This is a genomic window from Solimonas aquatica (assembly GCF_900111015.1).
Lineage (GTDB): Bacteria > Pseudomonadota > Gammaproteobacteria > Nevskiales > Nevskiaceae > Solimonas > Solimonas aquatica.
The window spans coordinates 238,174-255,071 of record NZ_FOFS01000001.1; the positions used below are offsets into that span (position 1 = coordinate 238,174).

A 16,898-nucleotide genomic window follows, 5' to 3' on the forward strand; every position below is an offset into this window, starting at 1 on the left:
GCTTATTCCAGATCGACCGTCTTCACCGGCGGCAGTTCCACCGCGCCCTGCTCATGCCAGTGGCGGTGATTGAACACCTGGCCCTCGTTGCGCACGCGCAGCACGGCGGCGGGGTCGATCTCGGCGTACAGCCACTGCGGCTGATTGAGCGTGCCGATGCCCAGCACGCCGTCATCGGGAAAGCCGCGGTCCGGCGGGCCGTAGACGGCGGCGGCACCGACATTCACATCCACCGCCTGCGACCAGGGCGCTTCGCCCACCAGCGGCGCCTGCGCCACATAGCACTGGTTCTCCAGCGCGCGCGCCTGTGAACCGACGCGGACGCGGTGATAGCCGCCCAGGGTGTCGGTGCAGCTGGGCACCAGAATCAGCTCCGCCCCGGCCTCGCACTGCGCGCGCGCCAGCAGCGGGAATTCGCTGTCGTAGCAGATGTTCACCGCCAGCATGCCCAGCGCGGTGCGGAACACCTTCAGGCCGCTGTCCTCGTGGTCCGTGGCGCTGCTCACGCCCCAGCTCTCGCGCTCGAAGCGGGTCATGATCTGCTTGTCCTGCCAGTCCACCGCACCGCTGGGCGCGCACAGGAAGGCGCGGTTGACGGTGCAGGCCTCGTCCAGCTGCCAGGGAAAGCTGCCGGCCAGGATGTACACGCCGTGACGCTGCGCCAGCTCGCGATGCAGCGCCAGATAGTCCTCGCGCAGGCCCTGCAGGGCTTCCAGCTGCGCGCCCAGGTTCTGCTGCAGCGCCGGATCGAGCAGGGCGCTGAAGCTCATCGAGGCGTATTCGGGATAGACCAGCAGACGCGCGCCGGCCGTCACCGCCTCTGCGCTCCAGGCGCTGATCAGCGCGGCCTGTTCGGCAAAGCTCTGCGGCTGGCTGACCGGGAACTGCGCGGCGGCGAGGCGAAAGCCGCTCACAGCGTGCGCATCCAGAAGGTCATGGGCTTGGCGGTGGTCACGGTGGCGCCCACGTCCAGCCAACTCAGGGACGTGCGCAGCTGCGGCTGCTTTTCATACCCGCGCCGGGCCCAGAAGGTGTCATTGGGCACGTAGTCCACGGGCTTGCGCGGATGATCCTGCGGACGGTCCACGGCGCAGAACGCGCAGCGCTTCAGGCCCAGGCGCTGCGCATGCGCCTCGCGCAGCTCGAAGAACTTCACGCCCAGGCCGCGGCCGCGATACTGCTTGAGCAGCACCGACTCGCCGAAGTAGTCGATATCGTCCAGGGCCATGCCGGCGTCGACGAAGGGTTGCTGCATCTCGTGCGGCGCGTCGGCCAGCGGCAGCACCGTGGAGGCGCCCACGCAGCGCTCGCCGTCCCAGACCAGAACCGCGAGACTGCGCGGACACTTCAGGTACATATCGAGATAGTGCATCTCGTAGTCCAGCGTGCCCTCGTAGAGATACGGCCAGTCGTGGAAGACCTGGATGCGCAGCGCCGCCAGCGCCTGCAGCTGCTGACGGATCGCTTCGCCGCTGAGTGGTTCGATGCGCAGCTCGCTCATGGCCGGCTCCTGGCGCGTGGTGGGATCAGTCGCTCAGGCGCCGACCTGATGCAGCCAGTCCTGCAGGTTGTAGTAGTTGGTGACGCGCGCCACCAGACCGTTCCTGATCTCGAAGAAGGCGCCGCCGGGCAGGCGATAGGTCTGGCCCTTGGCCGGCGGCAGACCTTCGTCGGTGTTGAGATAGGTGCCCAGCACCACGTACTCGGCGGCGGCGCGGCTGCCGTCCTCGCTGACGCTGACCACGATGTCCACGATCTGCTCGCGGTAGCACTTGTTCATGCGCTCGATGAACCTGTGAAACGCGGCCTTGCCGGTTTCCCGTCCGCCCTGGTTGATGTCGTGGGCGATGTCTTCGCTGAGCATCGCGAAGAACTTGTCCCATTCGCTGGCGTTGAAGGCGGCGTAGTAGCGGCGGATCAGATCGGCGGTGGTCTGGGACATCGGAATGCTCCGGGAAGGGGAACACCGATTTTATCCGCGATACACCGCCGTCTGCGCGTCGGGGTTTTCAGAAGCCCAGTTTCAGGCGTGCCCAGAAGAAGCGGCCCGGTTCGTAGACGCGGCTGGCCGTGGGATAGCCCGCCACCGCCGAGCCGCCCCGGCTCAGGTGTTCGGCATAGGCTCGGTCCAGCACATTGTCCACGCCCGCGCTGGCCAGCAGCTTCGGCGTGGGCTGCCAGGCCAGGTTCAGCGCCAGCGTGGTGAAGCCTGCGGTCTGGCCCAGGTCCTGACCGACCACATTGCCGTAACCGGGCTGCACGCGGTGCTGCGCGGCCACCAGGCGCCAGGTGCCGGCGATGCTGTAGGGCCCATGGCGATAGTCCAGGCCGACGCGGCCGTCCAGCGGCGGGGTCTGTGCCAAAGCGTTGTGCTGGGTCTGGTCCTGCGCATGCACATAGGCCAGGGCGCCCCGCGCGTTCAGACCCGAACTCAGCGCCCAGGCCAGATCAGCTTCGCCGCCCCAGCGCGTGACATCGACGTTGTAGGCGCAGCTGCTCAAGCCCGCAGCACAAGAGGCGCCCAGCGCGGTGCTGGCGGTGAGCAGGTAGTCATCGACGCGACCATAGAAGGCCGACAGCGAGGCGCGCAGGCGCTCGCCGCGCCACAGCGCGCCGGTATCCAGCTGCGTGAGCTTCTCCGGCGCCAGCTGCGCCGTCGGCAGCAGGCCGGCATAGGTGGTGGCTTCCCAGTAGTCCAGCGGCCGTTCGGCATGGCCCAGGCCCAGATAGGCCAGCACCGGCCGCTGTGCGAGCTGCTGTTCGTAGCGCAGGAAACCGCTCTTGAGACTGTCGCTGCGCTGCGCGTCCACGCCGCCGTAGGCATTGACGCTGCGCTTGCCCAGATAGGCGTCATAGCGCGCGCCGGCCAGCAGGCGCGACTGCGGGCTCAGCGTCTGCCGCAGCTCGGCGTAGGCGCCGCTGATGTGCGCGTCCATGTCGCGGCCCCAGGCGTAGCTGCCGATACCGGCCTGCGTGCCGGCGCTGTACTTGCGCAGGCTGTGAATGTTCTGCTGATGATCCAGGCCCAGGTTCAGCAGCGTGGCCTCGCCCAGCGGCAGATCGCTGGACAGGCGAAAGCCCTGCGTCTCGCGCTTGGGATTGCCGACCATGTACATCATCGCCGTGCGCGTGCGCAGGCTGAAGTTGTCCATGACATGGTCGATGTCGGTGTAATAGAGCTGCGCCTTGAGCTTGCGCAGCGGACCAAGCTGCTCGCGCTCGTAGCGCAGGTTGTAGCCGATGCGGTCGAACTTCACGCCGTCCATGCTGCGGTCGGCGTAAGCGGCTTCGGCCGAACTGCTCACCGCCGACAGCTCGATGCGATCACCGCTGCCGCCTTGCCAGCCGGCGAGGCCGGTGGCGTTCTTGCGCGTGTACGCCGAGTGCACGCGGCGGCCGGCGCCGTCTTGGTAATCCTCGGCATCGGCGTAGCTGGCGATGGCCTCGCCATAGAACTGCTCGCCGGCGGCGCGCAGATCGAGATGGCTGTCCAGGCGCTGCCAGCTGCCGGCCAGCAGGCTGGCATCGGCATGCAGGCCGCGCTCGCGCTGGCGCTGCGGGTCACGCTCGAAGCTGACCACGCCGGCGAGATTGCCGTTGCCGTAACGCACGGTCTGCGGACCCTTGATCACCGTCACCAGATCGTAGGCTTCCGGAAACACGTAAGCGGTGGGCGGGTCCATGCGCATGCCGCAGCCGCCGAGCAGTTCGGCGCCGTCCACCAGCAGATTCAGACGCGAACCGGCCAGGCCGCGCAGCACCGGATCACCATCGGTGCCGCCTTTGCGGATCATGCTGAAGCCCGGCACGTTCTTGAGGTAACTGGCGCCATCGTTGGCCGGCACCGGCTGCTGCGGCGCCTTGGCGTCGAGATTCAGCTGCAGCGGCTCGCTCATGCGCGGCGAGCTGACGATCACTTCCTCCAGGGCATCGCGTTCGGCGGCGACGCCGCGGCTGGCATACAGGGCGGCGGCGAGCGCCAGGGGGGTCAGCACAAAGGTGCAGGCCGCGCGACCTGCGCGCAGCTCAAATGTCGTGGACATGGGAAAACGCTCCGCGCTCGCCGGACGGCGAGCAAGCCAATCTCAACTCGTTTGTTCAGAAGGCGCCCGCCGAGGCATTGCGTACTTCGGCGGGCGAATCAGTTAAGGAAGATCCAGCGGTGAGCGTTCAGCGGAGGGGCACGCAGCGGCGGCAGTACCACGAGTTGCACACGCGGATACAGGCGTGCCAGAACAAAAGCGGGAACGGCCCAGACGGCGAGAAAGCCCGGCACCGCCAGCAGCGCCGGTGCGGCGGCGGCCGGTGCGTGCAGGCTGGCGCAGAGCGCACAAGGCGCATCCGCCATCTTCGACTGCGTGAGTGTGCGGGTATCCAGCGAATCCGGCACCGGCACTTGCGACAACACACTGGCCGGCGTGCCGCAGAAGGCGTACAGCAGCGGATTGCCGCTGCGCTGCGCCATGTCCTGTGCATGCAGCAGCGGCAGGACGAGCTGCGCCAGCAACGCCAGAACGGCGAGCGCGGCGGGCAGCTGGCGGTGGCGCAGGACTTGTAGCACAGCCGCATTGTGCAAATGCGCGCGCCAAACCGGCCCGGCGCAGGTCATGGCTATTTGCTGGAAAATGCGCTAGCCGCTGCGCTGCACGGTCAGGGCTCGTGCAGTTTGCGGTTGCCGCAGCCGCGTCGCGAGTCAGCTCGCGCCCTGGCCTGGCGAAACGCCACGCTTTCGACAAGTACACCACCCGGATCATCGCCATGGACATCGCGCACTTCGCCAGACTGGCTGCCTACAACCGCTGGATGAACGACAAGGTCTTCGACGCCGCACAGGCCCTGGGCGAAGACGCAGCGCACGAAGCCATGGGCGCCTTCTTCGGTTCCATCCTCGGCACGCTCAACCACCTGGCCGTCGCCGACACCGTATGGCTGCAACGCCTGGCCCGTCACCCCGCCGCATTCGCGAGCCTGGCGCCGGTGCGTTCCCTGCCGACGCCCAGCGCGCTGAACCAGATGCTGTTCGACTCGCTGGCCACGCTGCGTCCCTATCGACAGCTGCTGGACGAGACCTTGATCGGCTTCTGCGAAGAGCTGAAGGGGGAACAGCTCGACGCGCCCTTCGATTATCAATCCATGAAAGGCCAGCCGTATCGCAAACGGCTATCGGATGTGCTGCTGCATGTGTTCAATCATCAGACGCATCATCGCGGGCAGGTCACGACGCTGCTGATGCAGCGCGGGGTTGATCCGGGAGCGACGGATTTGATTTTGATGGTGCCGGAGTGGGGGTGAGGGGCGGGTGGGCGAGTAGGGCGGAACTGCTTCGGCTGCTTTGTGCCAGAAGCGGACGGTCGCGACCCCTGCGTACATGCGCCCATTTTAAAGCTGTACAAGGCAAGACGGCGCGGGTTGGCGAATTCGTTCTTTTCACTCACACGATACTTACTGTCCACAACACTCGACTAGCCTCATGGCGCTTACACGCGCACGCTTAAAGCGATTAGATGTAGTAGCGAAAGGGCAATGGCGGTAACTTCTCATCCATAGGGCCAGCCGTCAGAATCTCGCCTACCGCATCGGCGAAACGCAGCGTGACCGGTGAGCCGTCGCCGAATATGCAGGCGTTGTAGTTGAGCTTGGTGAGCCCCAATATGTCCTTTATAACTTGGATGATGTCCGCGTCCCCCAAGCTGACTTCGACTTCCAACGGTGTCGGAACCTCCCAGCCCGGATAAGTCTGCAAGCGTGGGGTGTAACCAAGCGACCAAAGAAAAGCCTTCTTCGGACTCACTACGTAGGCGGTTCCTCGGAGCACCGGCGTCTTTCCTTCTGCGCGAAAAAGTTTGGTCTCAAAGGCCCGGCGGATGCGTACTGCCACAACTGACGTACCGGCTGGCGCCGCTGACAAAAAGCCGTTCCATTCCTCCTCATTGAAGCGAGTGCGGCCGTGCACGAACACCTCCCGAGGCGCAACTCCGTGCTCGTCGCGATATGCGGCAATCACAGTGTCGATTATCTCAGCGGCCTTCTCCCCTGAAAGATGGTACTGGCGTGAATCTTCCGAGTACCACTTGCCGATGGCGCCCCGGAACACCACACCATCGCCAGAATCGAGAAACATCTGGGCGCCACAACATGCATTGTCCCCGTTGGGCTGCGTGGTGATCTGTTTGAAGACTAATCCCACATAGCACACCCCCGGGCGCACGCCTTTCAGTATCCAGGGTTTTCCTTCGTTCTTGAAGAACGCAGTCGTGCAGATATTCCAGGCGACCGTCGCAGGGTCGTCAATCCGCCGCACCGGTTGTCCGCGTTTATCAACCTGCACCCAAGGCGCCAAGGTCGTCTCGCGCAACACTTGTACAGCAATCCGCGAACTAAGAAGCCGACGTTTGAGCTGATGATGGAAGTTCACCTCGTATGCTTCCACTGCCAGAGTCTTCTGTGCTTCTTCCTGCACCTCGTCGAAGAGAAACCCGGCACCACCTGACATCAAAGCCTGCGCCTGTTTGGCCCGCATCGGCAGGCGGCTCTTCGTACGCTGCTTGTGCGGGATATCCTGCTTGGGCCGTCCCCACTTGAATACTTCTTCGGGCACGACTACGAACCAGAACATCGGCGTAGCTTCCTGCTCGCGGTGATAGCGCAGGAGCGGCTCTTCGAATAGCGTGACCGCCTCGTGAACCCCTTCGTGACGGTTCTCTCGGCGAATGGCCTCGGACAGGGCGTTGGCTTCGACTGAGATCTGCGCCATTGGCCTCGCAGGCATTGCGCAGCCGAATACCGCTTCGAATCCCGGCCACGCCATCCGATGGGCACGATCAGTTTCCGTCGAAATTTGGCCGCGAACCGTGCCGACCCATTCGTCGAATCGCGCCAATCCTGCTGCAGTCCCAATCACCCCGAAGCGTAGATTCCCACCGCCGGGAATCGGCTTGAAGGGGCCAAAGAAGAAAAGTCCATCCTTGGCATACTCGCACTCCTGTCCGTACCCGAACTCCAATGCGGGCTCGTCAATGTGCAAGGTATATGGTTCGAAGGGCTGATTGATCATTCGTGCTCCTCCTCGACCTGCTCCGAGCCGCCCTCGACCAATTCTTCTGCCTCTTCTTCGGTGTTCGGCACGAAGGCCGCCTCCGTGTCATAGCTGCGCTGCAAAGTTAGTTGTACGAGGCGCGGATCGATGGTCATGGACGCTCCTCCGCCGAGGGGGACTTCCGCGGTCTCGGCATCGAAACCGAAGAGTTCTGCCAGCAGGGCCGAGAGCAGGTCGCGCCAGCGGTCATTCCACCATGCCTTGCAGTGCTTGCGCCGGTACTGCTTCTGATCCTCGAAGGGCTTCACGCCGTCGGCGGAAAAGACTACCTCGGCGCGCAGGTCGATCCGCGGACGCAGGCCCGCAGCAACACGGAACGAAAGGCCAAAGTGCCAAGTGAGTTCCTTCGCCCTCCCCACTAATACGCGATCCCCCCGCTTGCCGTTTAGCTTTCGATAATGGCCAACGTTCGCTGGCCTCCAGTTAGCGGGCACGAACCAGCGGTGCTCCCCAAACCGCACAAGCCCGGCTCGGGCCAAAGTATTTTCGAAGCCTTGCCGCAGTATGCTCGCAAGCATGCGCCGCGCATCACCCCCGTCGATGTCTGGCACTCCTACCGCAGTGCCACCAGCGAACTCCGTTGTTGTAGCTCGATAGGCCGGCACCAACTCGAAACCTTCCGGTGTCATCGAGCCTACCGCGCCAGGCTCTATGAACCCGAGTACAAGCCGCATATAGGGCGCATGCGGCCACGGGAGCTTGTCATGGTGGTTCAGCAGCTCCGGCGCAGTGAGCGCGGTCCGGTAGTAGTGAAGCTCACTCGGCAGCCGTAGAATCTGCACACGGTTGAGGTAGGCCACCTCCGGCTCGTCATTTACGCGCAGCGTCGAGGTCGCCAGATGCCGCGCCACCTTTAGTACGTCGGGATTGCCAGCGAAACAGGCGATGGAGTCGCGGTCAAAGGCATCGATAACCTGCATCAGCCCTTGGTGCCATGACGTGCTGAAGTCGATCCCGTTTAGCCTTTTAAGTTGGATGGGAAACTCATCCCAGGATATTTCGTCGCCCCGGATCGGAATGATGAAACGCGAATCCCGGATGGCTTTAGCCACACTGCTGGCTTCCGCGATTTCGTTGAGTACGCCTTGGCGGTCCACCGAATTCCGGGTCACGATGCATAGAACCCGATTCGACTCATTTCGAATCGCCGCCTGAATGTCGCCCCAGAAGGGATCTCCGCCCTTGAGTTGTTTCAGGTCCACCCAAACGCGGTAGCCCATCGACGACAGCCGCGCAGCCAGCCATCCTGCGATAGCGTTGTCGTCTGGTGTCGCGTGACTGATGAAGATCGTTTCCCGCTTTGGCATCCCCAATGCCTCCTCGGTAGCTTTGGCTCAATTAGCATACTGCACACGCGGTTCATTCTCGGAAGTTTGCTTTGCCGCGCAGCCAGATGCCGCTCGCGCGAGGCCATTCGGGCGTTTGAGCAAATAAAGTGCGTGATCAAACAGCAGGCGTACGTCACCACCAGTCGGCCAATAGCCGGCGACTATATATGCCAAGTCATGCTTGTTTGAGAAAAGGAGAGCCCGACAGATGCGCGGCTGGCTCAAAAAGCGAATAGGCCATCGAGATGGTATGTCCATGCCCCCCCTTTCGTCTGTCCGCTTAGGGCTGAAAGCTGCCAATCCCCCTCCCACAATGTCAGGCTCTTCCCGGCATCAATCGCCTCATGCGCCAAAAGTCCCGCAGCTACTCCCCAAACCTCACCCGATGCGCCCGCCCAATCATACTGCGCTGCGCCTTGCTCACGCCCGCCTGCTTCGCAAACGCCGGCCAGCGCTTCACGGCTGCCAGCACCTCTTCCAGCAGCAGCTTGTCGCGTCCGCGCTTGAGACCGGCGTGCTTGGCGCAGGCGCGGAAGTCGGCGAGGGTGAAGCCGTCGCTTTTGCCGTTGAGCGTCATCTGGTGGCGCGCGGTCCAGGCGCCGTCGGGGTTGTAGCTGTAGGTGAGATCGAAGGCGGGCGCCAGTGACCATTGCCCTTCGCGGTTCATGAGAAAGGCGATGTTCTTCACGTGGTCGTCCTGGTTGCGTGCCACCACGTTGAACAGCATGCGGCGGAATTGTTGTTCCAGATCGGCCATCGGCAGGTTCAGGGCGCGGATTGCGAGCAGGGCCTGTTCATAGCTGTAGGCGCCGGGCAGGTTGTAGTCGTAGTGCGCCAGCGCGGCCAGGGATTGCATGTGCAGCTTGCCGCCCTCGGCGGTGCGGTCGAAGCGTCGCGTCATGAAGTGGCGACGGCCGTTTTCTTCCAGCAGACGGCATTCGCTCATGGTGATGCCCGCCGCCTGCGCCATCAGCGCGTAGGCGTATTCGATGGCGCCGTAGCCCTTGGGGTCTTCCAGTTCCTTGTCCTTGTTGCCGCTCACGCCGTCGAACTTCAGCAGCCAGTAGCCGAAGCCGGCACCGGCCGGCACCTGGCCGGAGCGCACTTCGTTGCTGTCGGGGTTCCAGGCGATGAGGGCCTTGGCGCGCGCGCCGCCGGCGGACGTGCCGACGCGCAGGATGTCCTGCAGCGCGGCCTGACGCCGGGCGCTGCGAAAGCTCGCTTTCAGATTCTTGCGCTGGGTGAGGATTTCCGAGGCCAGCGCGACCAGTGCGCCCACGTCCACGGCTTCGCTCTGACGTGGTGTCGCGGGGCCGATGGCCGGCAGGAATTCCAGCGCGCCCATGCCGCGCGCGCCGGTGTAGCAGAGGCGCTCCACGGCATTGAAGCTCTGCGGGCTGCGGCCCTGCGTGGCCAGCCAGGCGTCGATCAGCGCGTTGCCGAACTTGTCCGGGAGGCTGTCTGCCAGCAGGCCCGGCAGACCATGGAAGCTGATGCGGGGCAGGGCGGGGAACTCATACACCCGCGTATCCAGCGGCATGGTCAGGGGTGAAAGCTGGATGCCGCTTTCAACAAAGGCCGGGTCGTATTCAAAGGCGGCGTGGTCACGACCGGCCACCATCGACACCGCGCCGATGCGGCGCCCCCAGAGCCGCACCTCGGCGATCACGTCTCATCACCCCAGGCCCAGCCTGCGGCCTTGCTGGTGCTGCGCGGCGGCGTCTTGGTCTTGCGCACGCGCTGGCGTTGCGGCCCCTGCTGCGCCAGCTGTGCCAGCGGCCCCGGCCTGACTTCCGGCAGCAGCAGCTCAAGACGATCCAGCAGGCCCAGCACGCGGCACACGCGCAGGAAGCCGGAGAGTTGGGTGGCGGCTTCGCCCTGCTCCAGGCGCTGCACCGTGCGCAGCCCCAGCCCGGCTTGCTCCGCGAGCTGCTGCTGCGTGAGATGGCGAGACAGACGCTGCTGCATCAGCCGCTGTCCCAGCAGCTTCAGCAGCGCTTCGTCCGTGAGCTGGGCGTCGATCTTCATATGCGCCAAAAATGGCGTATAAAACACCTGGAGTCAAGTTAATACGCCATTTATGACGTATTAACTTGAGCCGAAACAGGCGCCTTGTGCGGGCGTTCCGTCAGGCGCTTGCGCCCTGATAGCAGTGCTTCTCCGCCACAATCGCCTTGTAGAACTGCACGTAGGTGATGAGCAGGAATGGCACGTAGGAGCCCACCGGCAGATAGAAGCCGATGGCGCCGTTCCAGGCGAAGGGGCCCGAGAAGAAGATCGCCAGGATGCCGGTGGAACCGAGCAGGGCCATCCACAGGTTCAGGAACAGGAACCAGCGCGGAAACACCTTGGGCCCCTGACGCTGCGTCAGGCCGGCCATGCCCACGCAGATCAGCTGCATGCTGAAGGTGGGGAAGAACAGCAGGAACTCGATCCAGGTCATGTCATTGATCAGCTGCACGAGTTCGGGCGAGCGATCAGGACGGTAGAACGCGCCGGCCCAGAAGATGAAGGGCAGGATGAACGCCACGGCATTGACGATGCCGGCGCCGAAGCAAAACATCGTCCACAGCGGATAGCGCCGGCCCTGTTCCATGCGCGCCACCTGCAGGGCCACCATCGCCGACCAGGGCACCAGCAGGCAGGCGCCCAGCAGTCCCATCACGATGCCAGCCTTCACGCCCGTCAGGTGCGGTCCGAACTTTGCCATCAGCTCCGCGCCGCTCAGCTGCGGCGAAGGCGGCGGGATGAAGCCTGACAGCGGCATCAGGCCGCCGAAGAACAACAGGCCAAAGCCGATGCCGCAGGCCCAGAGCTGCAGCCGCTCGTGGGCGATTTGTGAAGGCGTCATCCAGATTCCCCTTAAGTATTGTCTGATGACTGTGTTCTAGCGTACCAATCGCGCAGGTGAACGATATTGGCCGGATTCGTCGATCAGCGGCGCCCCGTGCGCTCGCGATGTTCGGGCAGCAGGGCAATCAGGGCCTGCGCCGCCGCCGAGATCGCGCGCTTCTCGTGCCAGACCAGGCCCAGCTCGCGTTGCACGCTCAGCTCGGGAATCTTCAGCACGCAGAGACTGTCGTCGAGCATGGACGCCGGCAGCACGCTCCAGCCCAGGCCGATGGCGGCGAGCATCTTCAGCGTCTCCAGATAATTGGTGGCCAGGCGCACGCGCGGCGTGGCGCCCAGGCGCTGCAGCTCGGCGGTGACGATGCGGTGGGTATAGGTGGCCTGATCGGGCAGCACGGCGGGATGTTCGGCCAGTTCACGCAGGCTCAGCTTGCGCCGGCCAGCCAGGGGATGGTGCCGGCCCACGACCACGGCCAGCGGGTCGGGCCAGACCATTTGCTGCTGCAGCTGCGGCAGCGGCTGCGTGGGCAGGGTGACGATGCCCAGTTCCAGCTTGCCGGCCAGCACCGCTTCACAGGCAACTTCCGAATCCATGAAGTGGATGTCCAGGTCCACACTCGGATAGTCCTGCGTGTACCGGCGCAGCACCGGCGGCAGGCGGTGCAGGCCGATGTGGTGACTGGTGCCGATGGACAGGCGCCCGCCGATCTCTTCGTGCAGGTGCGAGAGCGCGCGCTTGCCGTCCTCGATCTGCTGCAGCACCTGCCGCGCATAGGGCAGCAGCATGCGGCCGGCATCGGTGAGGCTGATGCGCCGGCCCACGCGGTCGAACAGGGCGTGGCCGATCTGCTCCTCCAGCGCCGTGACGCGCTTGCTGATCGCCGGCTGCGAAAGATGCAGGCGCTCGGCAGCCTGGGTGAAGGAGCCGCAGTCGGCGATTTCGACGAAGGCCTTGAGAAACTGGGTGTCCATGGCTTGGTTGATTGGCGAGTGGCGAATGGTGGTCGCTTTCATTCCGAAGCGGAATGCTACACATAAAAACCATTCATTGGAGTTATCGAGCGCCGCTCCCTACAATCGCCGCCGTTTTCATGCTCAGCCATTGCTTCGGAGCCCGGCCATGACCGCTCGCACGCTGTATCAGAAGATCTGGGATGCCCACGTCGTCGAGGATTTCGGCAATGACTCGGCGCTGATCTACATCGACCGCCATCTGGTGCACGAAGTCACCAGCCCGCAGGCCTTCGACGGTCTGCGTCTCAACAAGCGCCAGCCTTGGCGGCTGAGCGCCAATCTGGCGGTGGCGGATCACAATGTGCCGACCACGCCGGATCGCGCGCAGGGCATCAGCGACCCGATCTCGCGCGCGCAGGTCGATGCCCTGGACGCCAACTGCGCCGAGTACGGCATCACCGAGTTCCGCATGAACGATCCGCGTCAGGGCATCGTGCATGTGATCGGGCCGGAGCAGGGCGCCACGCTGCCGGGCATGACCGTGGTCTGCGGCGATTCGCACACCTCCACGCACGGCGCCTTCGGCGCGCTGGCCTTCGGCATCGGCACCTCGGAAGTCGAGCACACCCTGGCCACCCAGACCCTGGTGCTGAAGAAGGCCAAGACCATGCTGATCCGCATCAAGGGTCAGGTCGGTCCCGGCGTCACCGCCAAGGACATCACCCTGGCCGTCATCGGCCGCATCGGCACCGCCGGCGGCACCGGCCATGTCATCGAGTACGCGGGCGAGGCCATCGAGGCCCTGTCCATGGAAGGCCGCATGACCCTGTGCAACATGGCCATCGAAGGTGGCGCGCGCGCCGGCCTGGTGGCGGTGGACGACAAGACCATCGACTACGTGAAGGGCCGTCCCTACGCGCCCAGGCCCGAGCAGTGGGAGGGCGCGGTCGCGGCCTGGCGTCAGCTGCGCAGCGATGCCGGTGCCAGGTTCGACACCGTGGTGGAGATCGAGGCGGCCAGCATCGCGCCGCAGGTCACCTGGGGCACCTCGCCGGAAATGGTGGGCCCGGTCTCGGCGCGCACGCCCGATCCCGCGCAGGAAGCCGATCCGGTGAAACGCGGCAGCATCGAGAAGGCCCTGGCCTACATGGGCCTGTCCGCCAACCAGCCCATCGAGTCGATCCAGATCGACAAGGTGTTCATCGGCTCCTGCACCAACTCGCGCATCGAAGACATGCGCGCCGCCGCAGCGGTGGTGAAGGGTCGCCAGAAGGCCGCGAACGTGAAGCTGGCGATGGTGGTGCCGGGCTCGGGTCTGGTGAAGGCGCAGGCGGAAGCCGAAGGCCTGGACAAGATTTTCCGCGCGGCGGGTTTTGAGTGGCGCGAGCCGGGCTGCTCCATGTGCCTGGCCATGAACGCCGACCGCCTGGAGCCGGGCGAGCGCTGCGCCTCCACCAGCAACCGCAATTTCGAAGGCCGTCAGGGCCAGGGTGGTCGCACGCATCTGGTGTCGCCGGCCATGGCCGCCGCCGCCGGTGTGATGGGTCACTTCGTGGACGTGCGCAGCCTGTAAGCAGCCTGTAAGGGGACAACAAGCCAATGAAAGCTTTCAATGTGGTGAGTTCGAAGGTCGCGCCGCTGGACCGCGCCAATGTCGACACCGATGCCATCATCGCCAAGCAGTATCTGAAGTCCATCTACCGCACCGGCTTCGGACCTTTCCTGTTCGATGACTGGCGCTACCTGGACCCGGGCACCCTGGACATCGATCCGGCCACGCGCCGCGTCAATCCCGAGTTCGTGCTCAACCAGCCGCAGCACCAGAACGCGCAGATCCTGATCGCGCGCGACAACTTCGGCTGCGGCTCCTCGCGCGAGCACGCGGTCTGGGCGCTGGACGACTACGGCTTTCGCGCGGTGATCGCGCCCAGCTACGCCGACATCTTCTTCTCCAACTGCTTCAAGAACGGCGTGCTGCCGGTGGTCCTGAAGACCGAGGAAGTGGACGCGATCTTCAAGGCCGTGGCCGCCGATGCCGCCGCGAGCTTCAGCATCGATCTGCCGGCGCAGGAAGTGCGCGGCCCGAACGGTCTGCTGTTCAAGTTCCAGATCGATCCGCTGCGCAAGGACAAGATGATCCGCGGCCTGGATGAGATCGGCGAGACGCTGCAGCACGCCGAGAAGATCAAGGCCTACGAGGCGTGCCGCCGCAGCGAAGCGCCCTGGCTGTTCAACTGACAAAGGTCGCAACGATGAGCAACAAGAAGATCCTGATTCTGCCCGGCGATTACATCGGCCAGGAAATCATGGCCGAGGCCGTGAAGGTGCTGGAACTGTTCAAGGCCGAGGGCGTGGCCATCGAATGGTCCTTCGGTCATCTGGGCGGCGCGGCGTACGACGCCGAAGGTCATCCCTATCCGCCGTCCACGCAGAAGGCCGCACGCGAGGCCGATGCGATCCTGATGGGCGCGGTCGGCGGCCCGAAGTACGACAGCCTGCCGCGCGCGGTGCGTCCGGAGCAGGGCATTCTCGGCATCCGCAAGGATCTGGGCCTGTTCGCCAACCTGCGTCCGGCCCTGGCTTATGAAGAACTGTCGGCGGCGTCCTCGTTCAAGCCGGAAGTGATCGCCGGCCTGGACATCCTGATTCTGCGTGAGCTGACCGGCGACATTTACTTCGGCCAGCCGCGTGGCCGTCGCCAGAACGCCGAAGGCTTCGAGGAAGGCTACGACACCATGCATTACAGCGTGCCGGAGATCGAGCGCATCGGCCATGTCGCCTTCCAGGCCGCGCGCAAGCGCAGCAAGCGCCTGTGCTCGGTGGACAAGGAGAACGTGCTGGAGACTTCGCGGCTGTGGCGCGAGGTGATGATCCGCGTCGGCAAGGAGTATCCGGACGTGGAGCTGACGCATATGTACGTGGACAACGCGGCGATGCAGCTGGTGAAGAAGCCCAAGCAGTTCGACGTGATCGTCACCGGCAATATCTTCGGCGACATCCTCTCGGACGAGGCCTCGATGCTGGCCGGCTCCATCGGCATGCTGCCTTCGGCCTCGCTGGACGCCAACAACAAGGGTCTGTACGAGCCGATCCACGGCAGCGCGCCGGACATCGCCGGCCAGAACAAGGCCAATCCGCTGGCCACGCTGCTGTCGGTGGGCATGATGTTCAAGTACAGCTTCGGCCGCGCGGATCTGGCCGGGCGCATCGACGCGGCGGTGAAGAAGGTGCTGAAGGCCGGACATCGCACCGGCGATATCGCGCAGCCCGGTGACAAGATCATCGGCACGCGCGAGATGGGCGATGCCTTCGTGGCGGCGCTGAAGCACTGAGAACGGCATGGTCAAAATTCCCTCTCCCCTGACAAGAGGAGAGGGCCAGGGTGAGGGGCTGTCAGCGGCAAGAGCGGAAGGCGCCCCTCACCCCATCCCTCTCCCCGCAAGCGGGGAGAGGGAGCAACAGCAAATTGAAGAGGCACTGACATGAAGAAGCTGGGAATGGTGGGTTGGCGCGGCATGGTCGGCTCGGTGCTGATGCAGCGCATGCAGGAAGAAAACGACTTCGCGCAGGTGGAGCCGCATTTCTTCAGCACGTCCAGCGCCGGCGGCGCCGGCCCGCAGCTCAATGGCAAGGCCACGCCCGCGCTCAAGGATGCCAACAGCATCGACGCGCTCAAGGGCATGGACGTGATCATCAGCTGCCAGGGCGGCGACTACACCAATGAGATCTTCCCCAAGCTGCGCGCCAGCGGCTGGGATGGTTACTGGATCGACGCGGCCTCGGCCCTGCGCATGAAGGATGATGCGGTGATCATCCTCGACCCGGTGAACCGCAACGTCATCGACGCGGCCCTGGCCAGGGGCGTGAAGAACTACATCGGCGGCAACTGCACCAACTCCATCCTGCTGATGGGCGTGGGCGGCCTGTTCCGCGAGGGCCTGGTGGAATGGGTCAGCTCCATGACCTATCAGGCGGCGTCCGGCGGCGGCGCCAATCACATGCGCGAGCTGCTCAAGGGCATGGGCGTGATTCATTCCGCCGTGGCCTCGGAGCTGGCCACGCCGGCCTCGGCGATTCTCGACATCGACCGCAAGGTCGCGGCCAGCATCCGCGAGGACGTTCCCACGGAATTCTTCGGCGCGCCGCTGGCCGGCGGTCTGATTCCCTGGATCGACGCGCAGCTGGAAAACGGCCAGTCCAAGGAAGAATGGAAGGGTCAGGCCGAGGTCAACAAGATTCTCGGCAACACCACGCCGATCCCGGTGGACGGCCTGTGCGTGCGCATCGGCGCCATGCGCTGCCACAGCCTGGCGCTGACGCTCAAGCTCAAGCGCGATCTGCCGCTGGCCGAGATCGAGCAGATCATCAAGAGCGGCAATGACTGGGTGAAGTGGGTGCCCAACGAGCGCGCGATCAGCGTCAAGGAACTCACCCCGGCGTCCATCACCGGCGGCCTGCAGGTGGGCGTGGGCCGCGTGCGCAAGCTCAATCTGGGGCCGGAGTACCTCTCGGCCTTCGTGATCGGCGATCAGCTGCTGTGGGGCGCCGCCGAACCGCTGCGCCGCATGCTGCGCATCGTGCTCGAACGCTAAAGCTTCCCGCTGATCTGTATCATCCCGCCCGTCCGCAGCCTTTTCGCTGCGGACGGGTTTTTCTTTTGCTGATCAGCT

At 64.7% G+C, this 16,898-nt stretch carries 16 protein-coding genes; 5 read left to right on the top strand and 11 right to left on the bottom strand.

All coding sequences use genetic code 11. The features are described from left to right. Window positions 1–2: 2 nt before the first annotated feature. From BMY12_RS01005 to BMY12_RS01025, 5 genes are all read right to left on the bottom strand, one after another. A complete protein-coding gene (locus BMY12_RS01005) occupies window positions 3–914 on the bottom strand; it encodes a carbon-nitrogen hydrolase family protein (RefSeq protein ID WP_093280813.1) in 912 nt (303 codons plus the stop codon). Further along, a complete protein-coding gene (locus BMY12_RS01010; RefSeq protein WP_093280815.1) occupies window positions 911–1,501 on the bottom strand; it encodes a GNAT family N-acetyltransferase in 591 nt (196 codons plus the stop codon). The genes BMY12_RS01005 and BMY12_RS01010 overlap by 4 nt, the downstream gene beginning before the upstream one ends. Window positions 1,502–1,534: 33 nt before the next feature. After that, window positions 1,535–1,942, bottom strand: a complete 408-nt coding sequence (locus tag BMY12_RS01015) for a ketosteroid isomerase-related protein (RefSeq protein ID WP_093280817.1) — start codon at window positions 1,940–1,942, stop codon at window positions 1,535–1,537. Between the two features lie 67 nt (window positions 1,943–2,009). After that, window positions 2,010–4,043: a TonB-dependent copper receptor gene (locus BMY12_RS01020; RefSeq protein ID WP_093280819.1), complete on the bottom strand. Its 2,034-nt coding sequence runs from the start codon at window positions 4,041–4,043 to the stop codon at window positions 2,010–2,012. A gap of 98 nt (window positions 4,044–4,141) precedes the next feature. Continuing rightward, on the bottom strand, window positions 4,142–4,609 hold the full coding sequence (locus BMY12_RS01025) for a DUF2946 family protein (RefSeq protein WP_093280822.1): 468 nt from the start codon (window positions 4,607–4,609) through the stop codon (window positions 4,142–4,144). A gap of 149 nt (window positions 4,610–4,758) precedes the next feature. Between BMY12_RS01025 and BMY12_RS01030 the strand changes: the two genes are divergently transcribed. Then, on the top strand, window positions 4,759–5,292 hold the full coding sequence (locus tag BMY12_RS01030; protein WP_093280824.1) for a DinB family protein: 534 nt from the start codon (window positions 4,759–4,761) through the stop codon (window positions 5,290–5,292). 208 nt (window positions 5,293–5,500) lie between these two features. Here BMY12_RS01030 and BMY12_RS01035 read toward each other — a convergent pair whose 3' ends face one another. The 6 genes from BMY12_RS01035 to BMY12_RS01060 form a co-directional block, all read right to left on the bottom strand. Then, window positions 5,501–7,054, bottom strand: a complete 1,554-nt coding sequence (locus BMY12_RS01035) for an argonaute/piwi family protein (RefSeq protein WP_218140018.1) — start codon at window positions 7,052–7,054, stop codon at window positions 5,501–5,503. Beyond that, the gene (locus tag BMY12_RS01040) at window positions 7,051–8,403 is read right to left on the bottom strand and encodes a toll/interleukin-1 receptor domain-containing protein (protein WP_093280827.1); all 1,353 of its coding nucleotides are present in this window, start codon (window positions 8,401–8,403) and stop codon (window positions 7,051–7,053) included. The genes BMY12_RS01035 and BMY12_RS01040 overlap by 4 nt, the downstream gene beginning before the upstream one ends. Before the next feature lie 385 nt (window positions 8,404–8,788). Next, the gene (locus BMY12_RS01045; RefSeq protein WP_218140019.1) at window positions 8,789–10,093 is read right to left on the bottom strand and encodes a type II toxin-antitoxin system HipA family toxin; all 1,305 of its coding nucleotides are present in this window, start codon (window positions 10,091–10,093) and stop codon (window positions 8,789–8,791) included. Next, a complete protein-coding gene (locus BMY12_RS01050) occupies window positions 10,090–10,452 on the bottom strand; it encodes a helix-turn-helix domain-containing protein (protein WP_093280829.1) in 363 nt (120 codons plus the stop codon). Before BMY12_RS01050 ends, BMY12_RS01045 begins: the two co-directional genes overlap by 4 nt. 100 nt (window positions 10,453–10,552) lie before the next feature. After that, window positions 10,553–11,275: a hypothetical protein gene (locus BMY12_RS01055; protein ID WP_093280832.1), complete on the bottom strand. Its 723-nt coding sequence runs from the start codon at window positions 11,273–11,275 to the stop codon at window positions 10,553–10,555. Between the two features lie 83 nt (window positions 11,276–11,358). After that, window positions 11,359–12,246, bottom strand: a complete 888-nt coding sequence (locus BMY12_RS01060) for a LysR family transcriptional regulator (RefSeq protein WP_093280834.1) — start codon at window positions 12,244–12,246, stop codon at window positions 11,359–11,361. 148 nt (window positions 12,247–12,394) lie between these two features. Here BMY12_RS01060 and leuC point away from each other — a divergent pair, with 148 nt between their 5' ends. From leuC to asd, 4 genes are all read left to right on the top strand, one after another. Then, a complete protein-coding gene (gene leuC / locus BMY12_RS01065) occupies window positions 12,395–13,801 on the top strand; it encodes a 3-isopropylmalate dehydratase large subunit (RefSeq protein ID WP_093280837.1) in 1,407 nt (468 codons plus the stop codon). 26 nt (window positions 13,802–13,827) lie between these two features. Beyond that, window positions 13,828–14,466: a 3-isopropylmalate dehydratase small subunit gene (gene leuD / locus BMY12_RS01070; protein ID WP_093280839.1), complete on the top strand. Its 639-nt coding sequence runs from the start codon at window positions 13,828–13,830 to the stop codon at window positions 14,464–14,466. A gap of 14 nt (window positions 14,467–14,480) precedes the next feature. Next, entirely contained in the window at window positions 14,481–15,560 is a 1,080-nt protein-coding gene (leuB, locus tag BMY12_RS01075) for a 3-isopropylmalate dehydrogenase (protein WP_093280842.1), read from the top strand. A 150-nt stretch (window positions 15,561–15,710) separates the two neighbouring features. Beyond that, window positions 15,711–16,820 carry an aspartate-semialdehyde dehydrogenase gene (gene asd, locus BMY12_RS01080; RefSeq protein ID WP_093280844.1) on the top strand — a complete coding sequence of 370 codons (1,110 nt, stop codon included), beginning with the start codon at window positions 15,711–15,713 and terminating at the stop codon, window positions 16,818–16,820. The last annotated feature ends 78 nt before the right edge of the window (window positions 16,821–16,898 follow it).

Coding starts and splice junctions, on each gene's coding strand:
- BMY12_RS01010 (WP_093280815.1), bottom strand. CDS start 1,501: ATGAGCGAGCTGCGCATCGAACCACTCAGCGGCGAAGCGATCCGTCAG.
- BMY12_RS01015 (WP_093280817.1), bottom strand. CDS start 1,942: ATGTCCCAGACCACCGCCGATCTGATCCGCCGCTACTACGCCGCCTTC.
- BMY12_RS01020 (WP_093280819.1), bottom strand. CDS start 4,043: ATGTCCACGACATTTGAGCTGCGCGCAGGTCGCGCGGCCTGCACCTTT.
- BMY12_RS01025 (WP_093280822.1), bottom strand. CDS start 4,609: ATGACCTGCGCCGGGCCGGTTTGGCGCGCGCATTTGCACAATGCGGCT.
- BMY12_RS01030 (WP_093280824.1), top strand. CDS start 4,759: ATGGACATCGCGCACTTCGCCAGACTGGCTGCCTACAACCGCTGGATG.
- BMY12_RS01035 (WP_218140018.1), bottom strand. CDS start 7,054: ATGATCAATCAGCCCTTCGAACCATATACCTTGCACATTGACGAGCCC.
- BMY12_RS01040 (WP_093280827.1), bottom strand. CDS start 8,403: ATGCCAAAGCGGGAAACGATCTTCATCAGTCACGCGACACCAGACGAC.
- BMY12_RS01050 (WP_093280829.1), bottom strand. CDS start 10,452: ATGAAGATCGACGCCCAGCTCACGGACGAAGCGCTGCTGAAGCTGCTG.
- BMY12_RS01055 (WP_093280832.1), bottom strand. CDS start 11,275: ATGACGCCTTCACAAATCGCCCACGAGCGGCTGCAGCTCTGGGCCTGC.
- BMY12_RS01060 (WP_093280834.1), bottom strand. CDS start 12,246: ATGGACACCCAGTTTCTCAAGGCCTTCGTCGAAATCGCCGACTGCGGC.
- leuC (WP_093280837.1), top strand. CDS start 12,395: ATGACCGCTCGCACGCTGTATCAGAAGATCTGGGATGCCCACGTCGTC.
- leuD (WP_093280839.1), top strand. CDS start 13,828: ATGAAAGCTTTCAATGTGGTGAGTTCGAAGGTCGCGCCGCTGGACCGC.
- leuB (WP_093280842.1), top strand. CDS start 14,481: ATGAGCAACAAGAAGATCCTGATTCTGCCCGGCGATTACATCGGCCAG.
- asd (WP_093280844.1), top strand. CDS start 15,711: ATGAAGAAGCTGGGAATGGTGGGTTGGCGCGGCATGGTCGGCTCGGTG.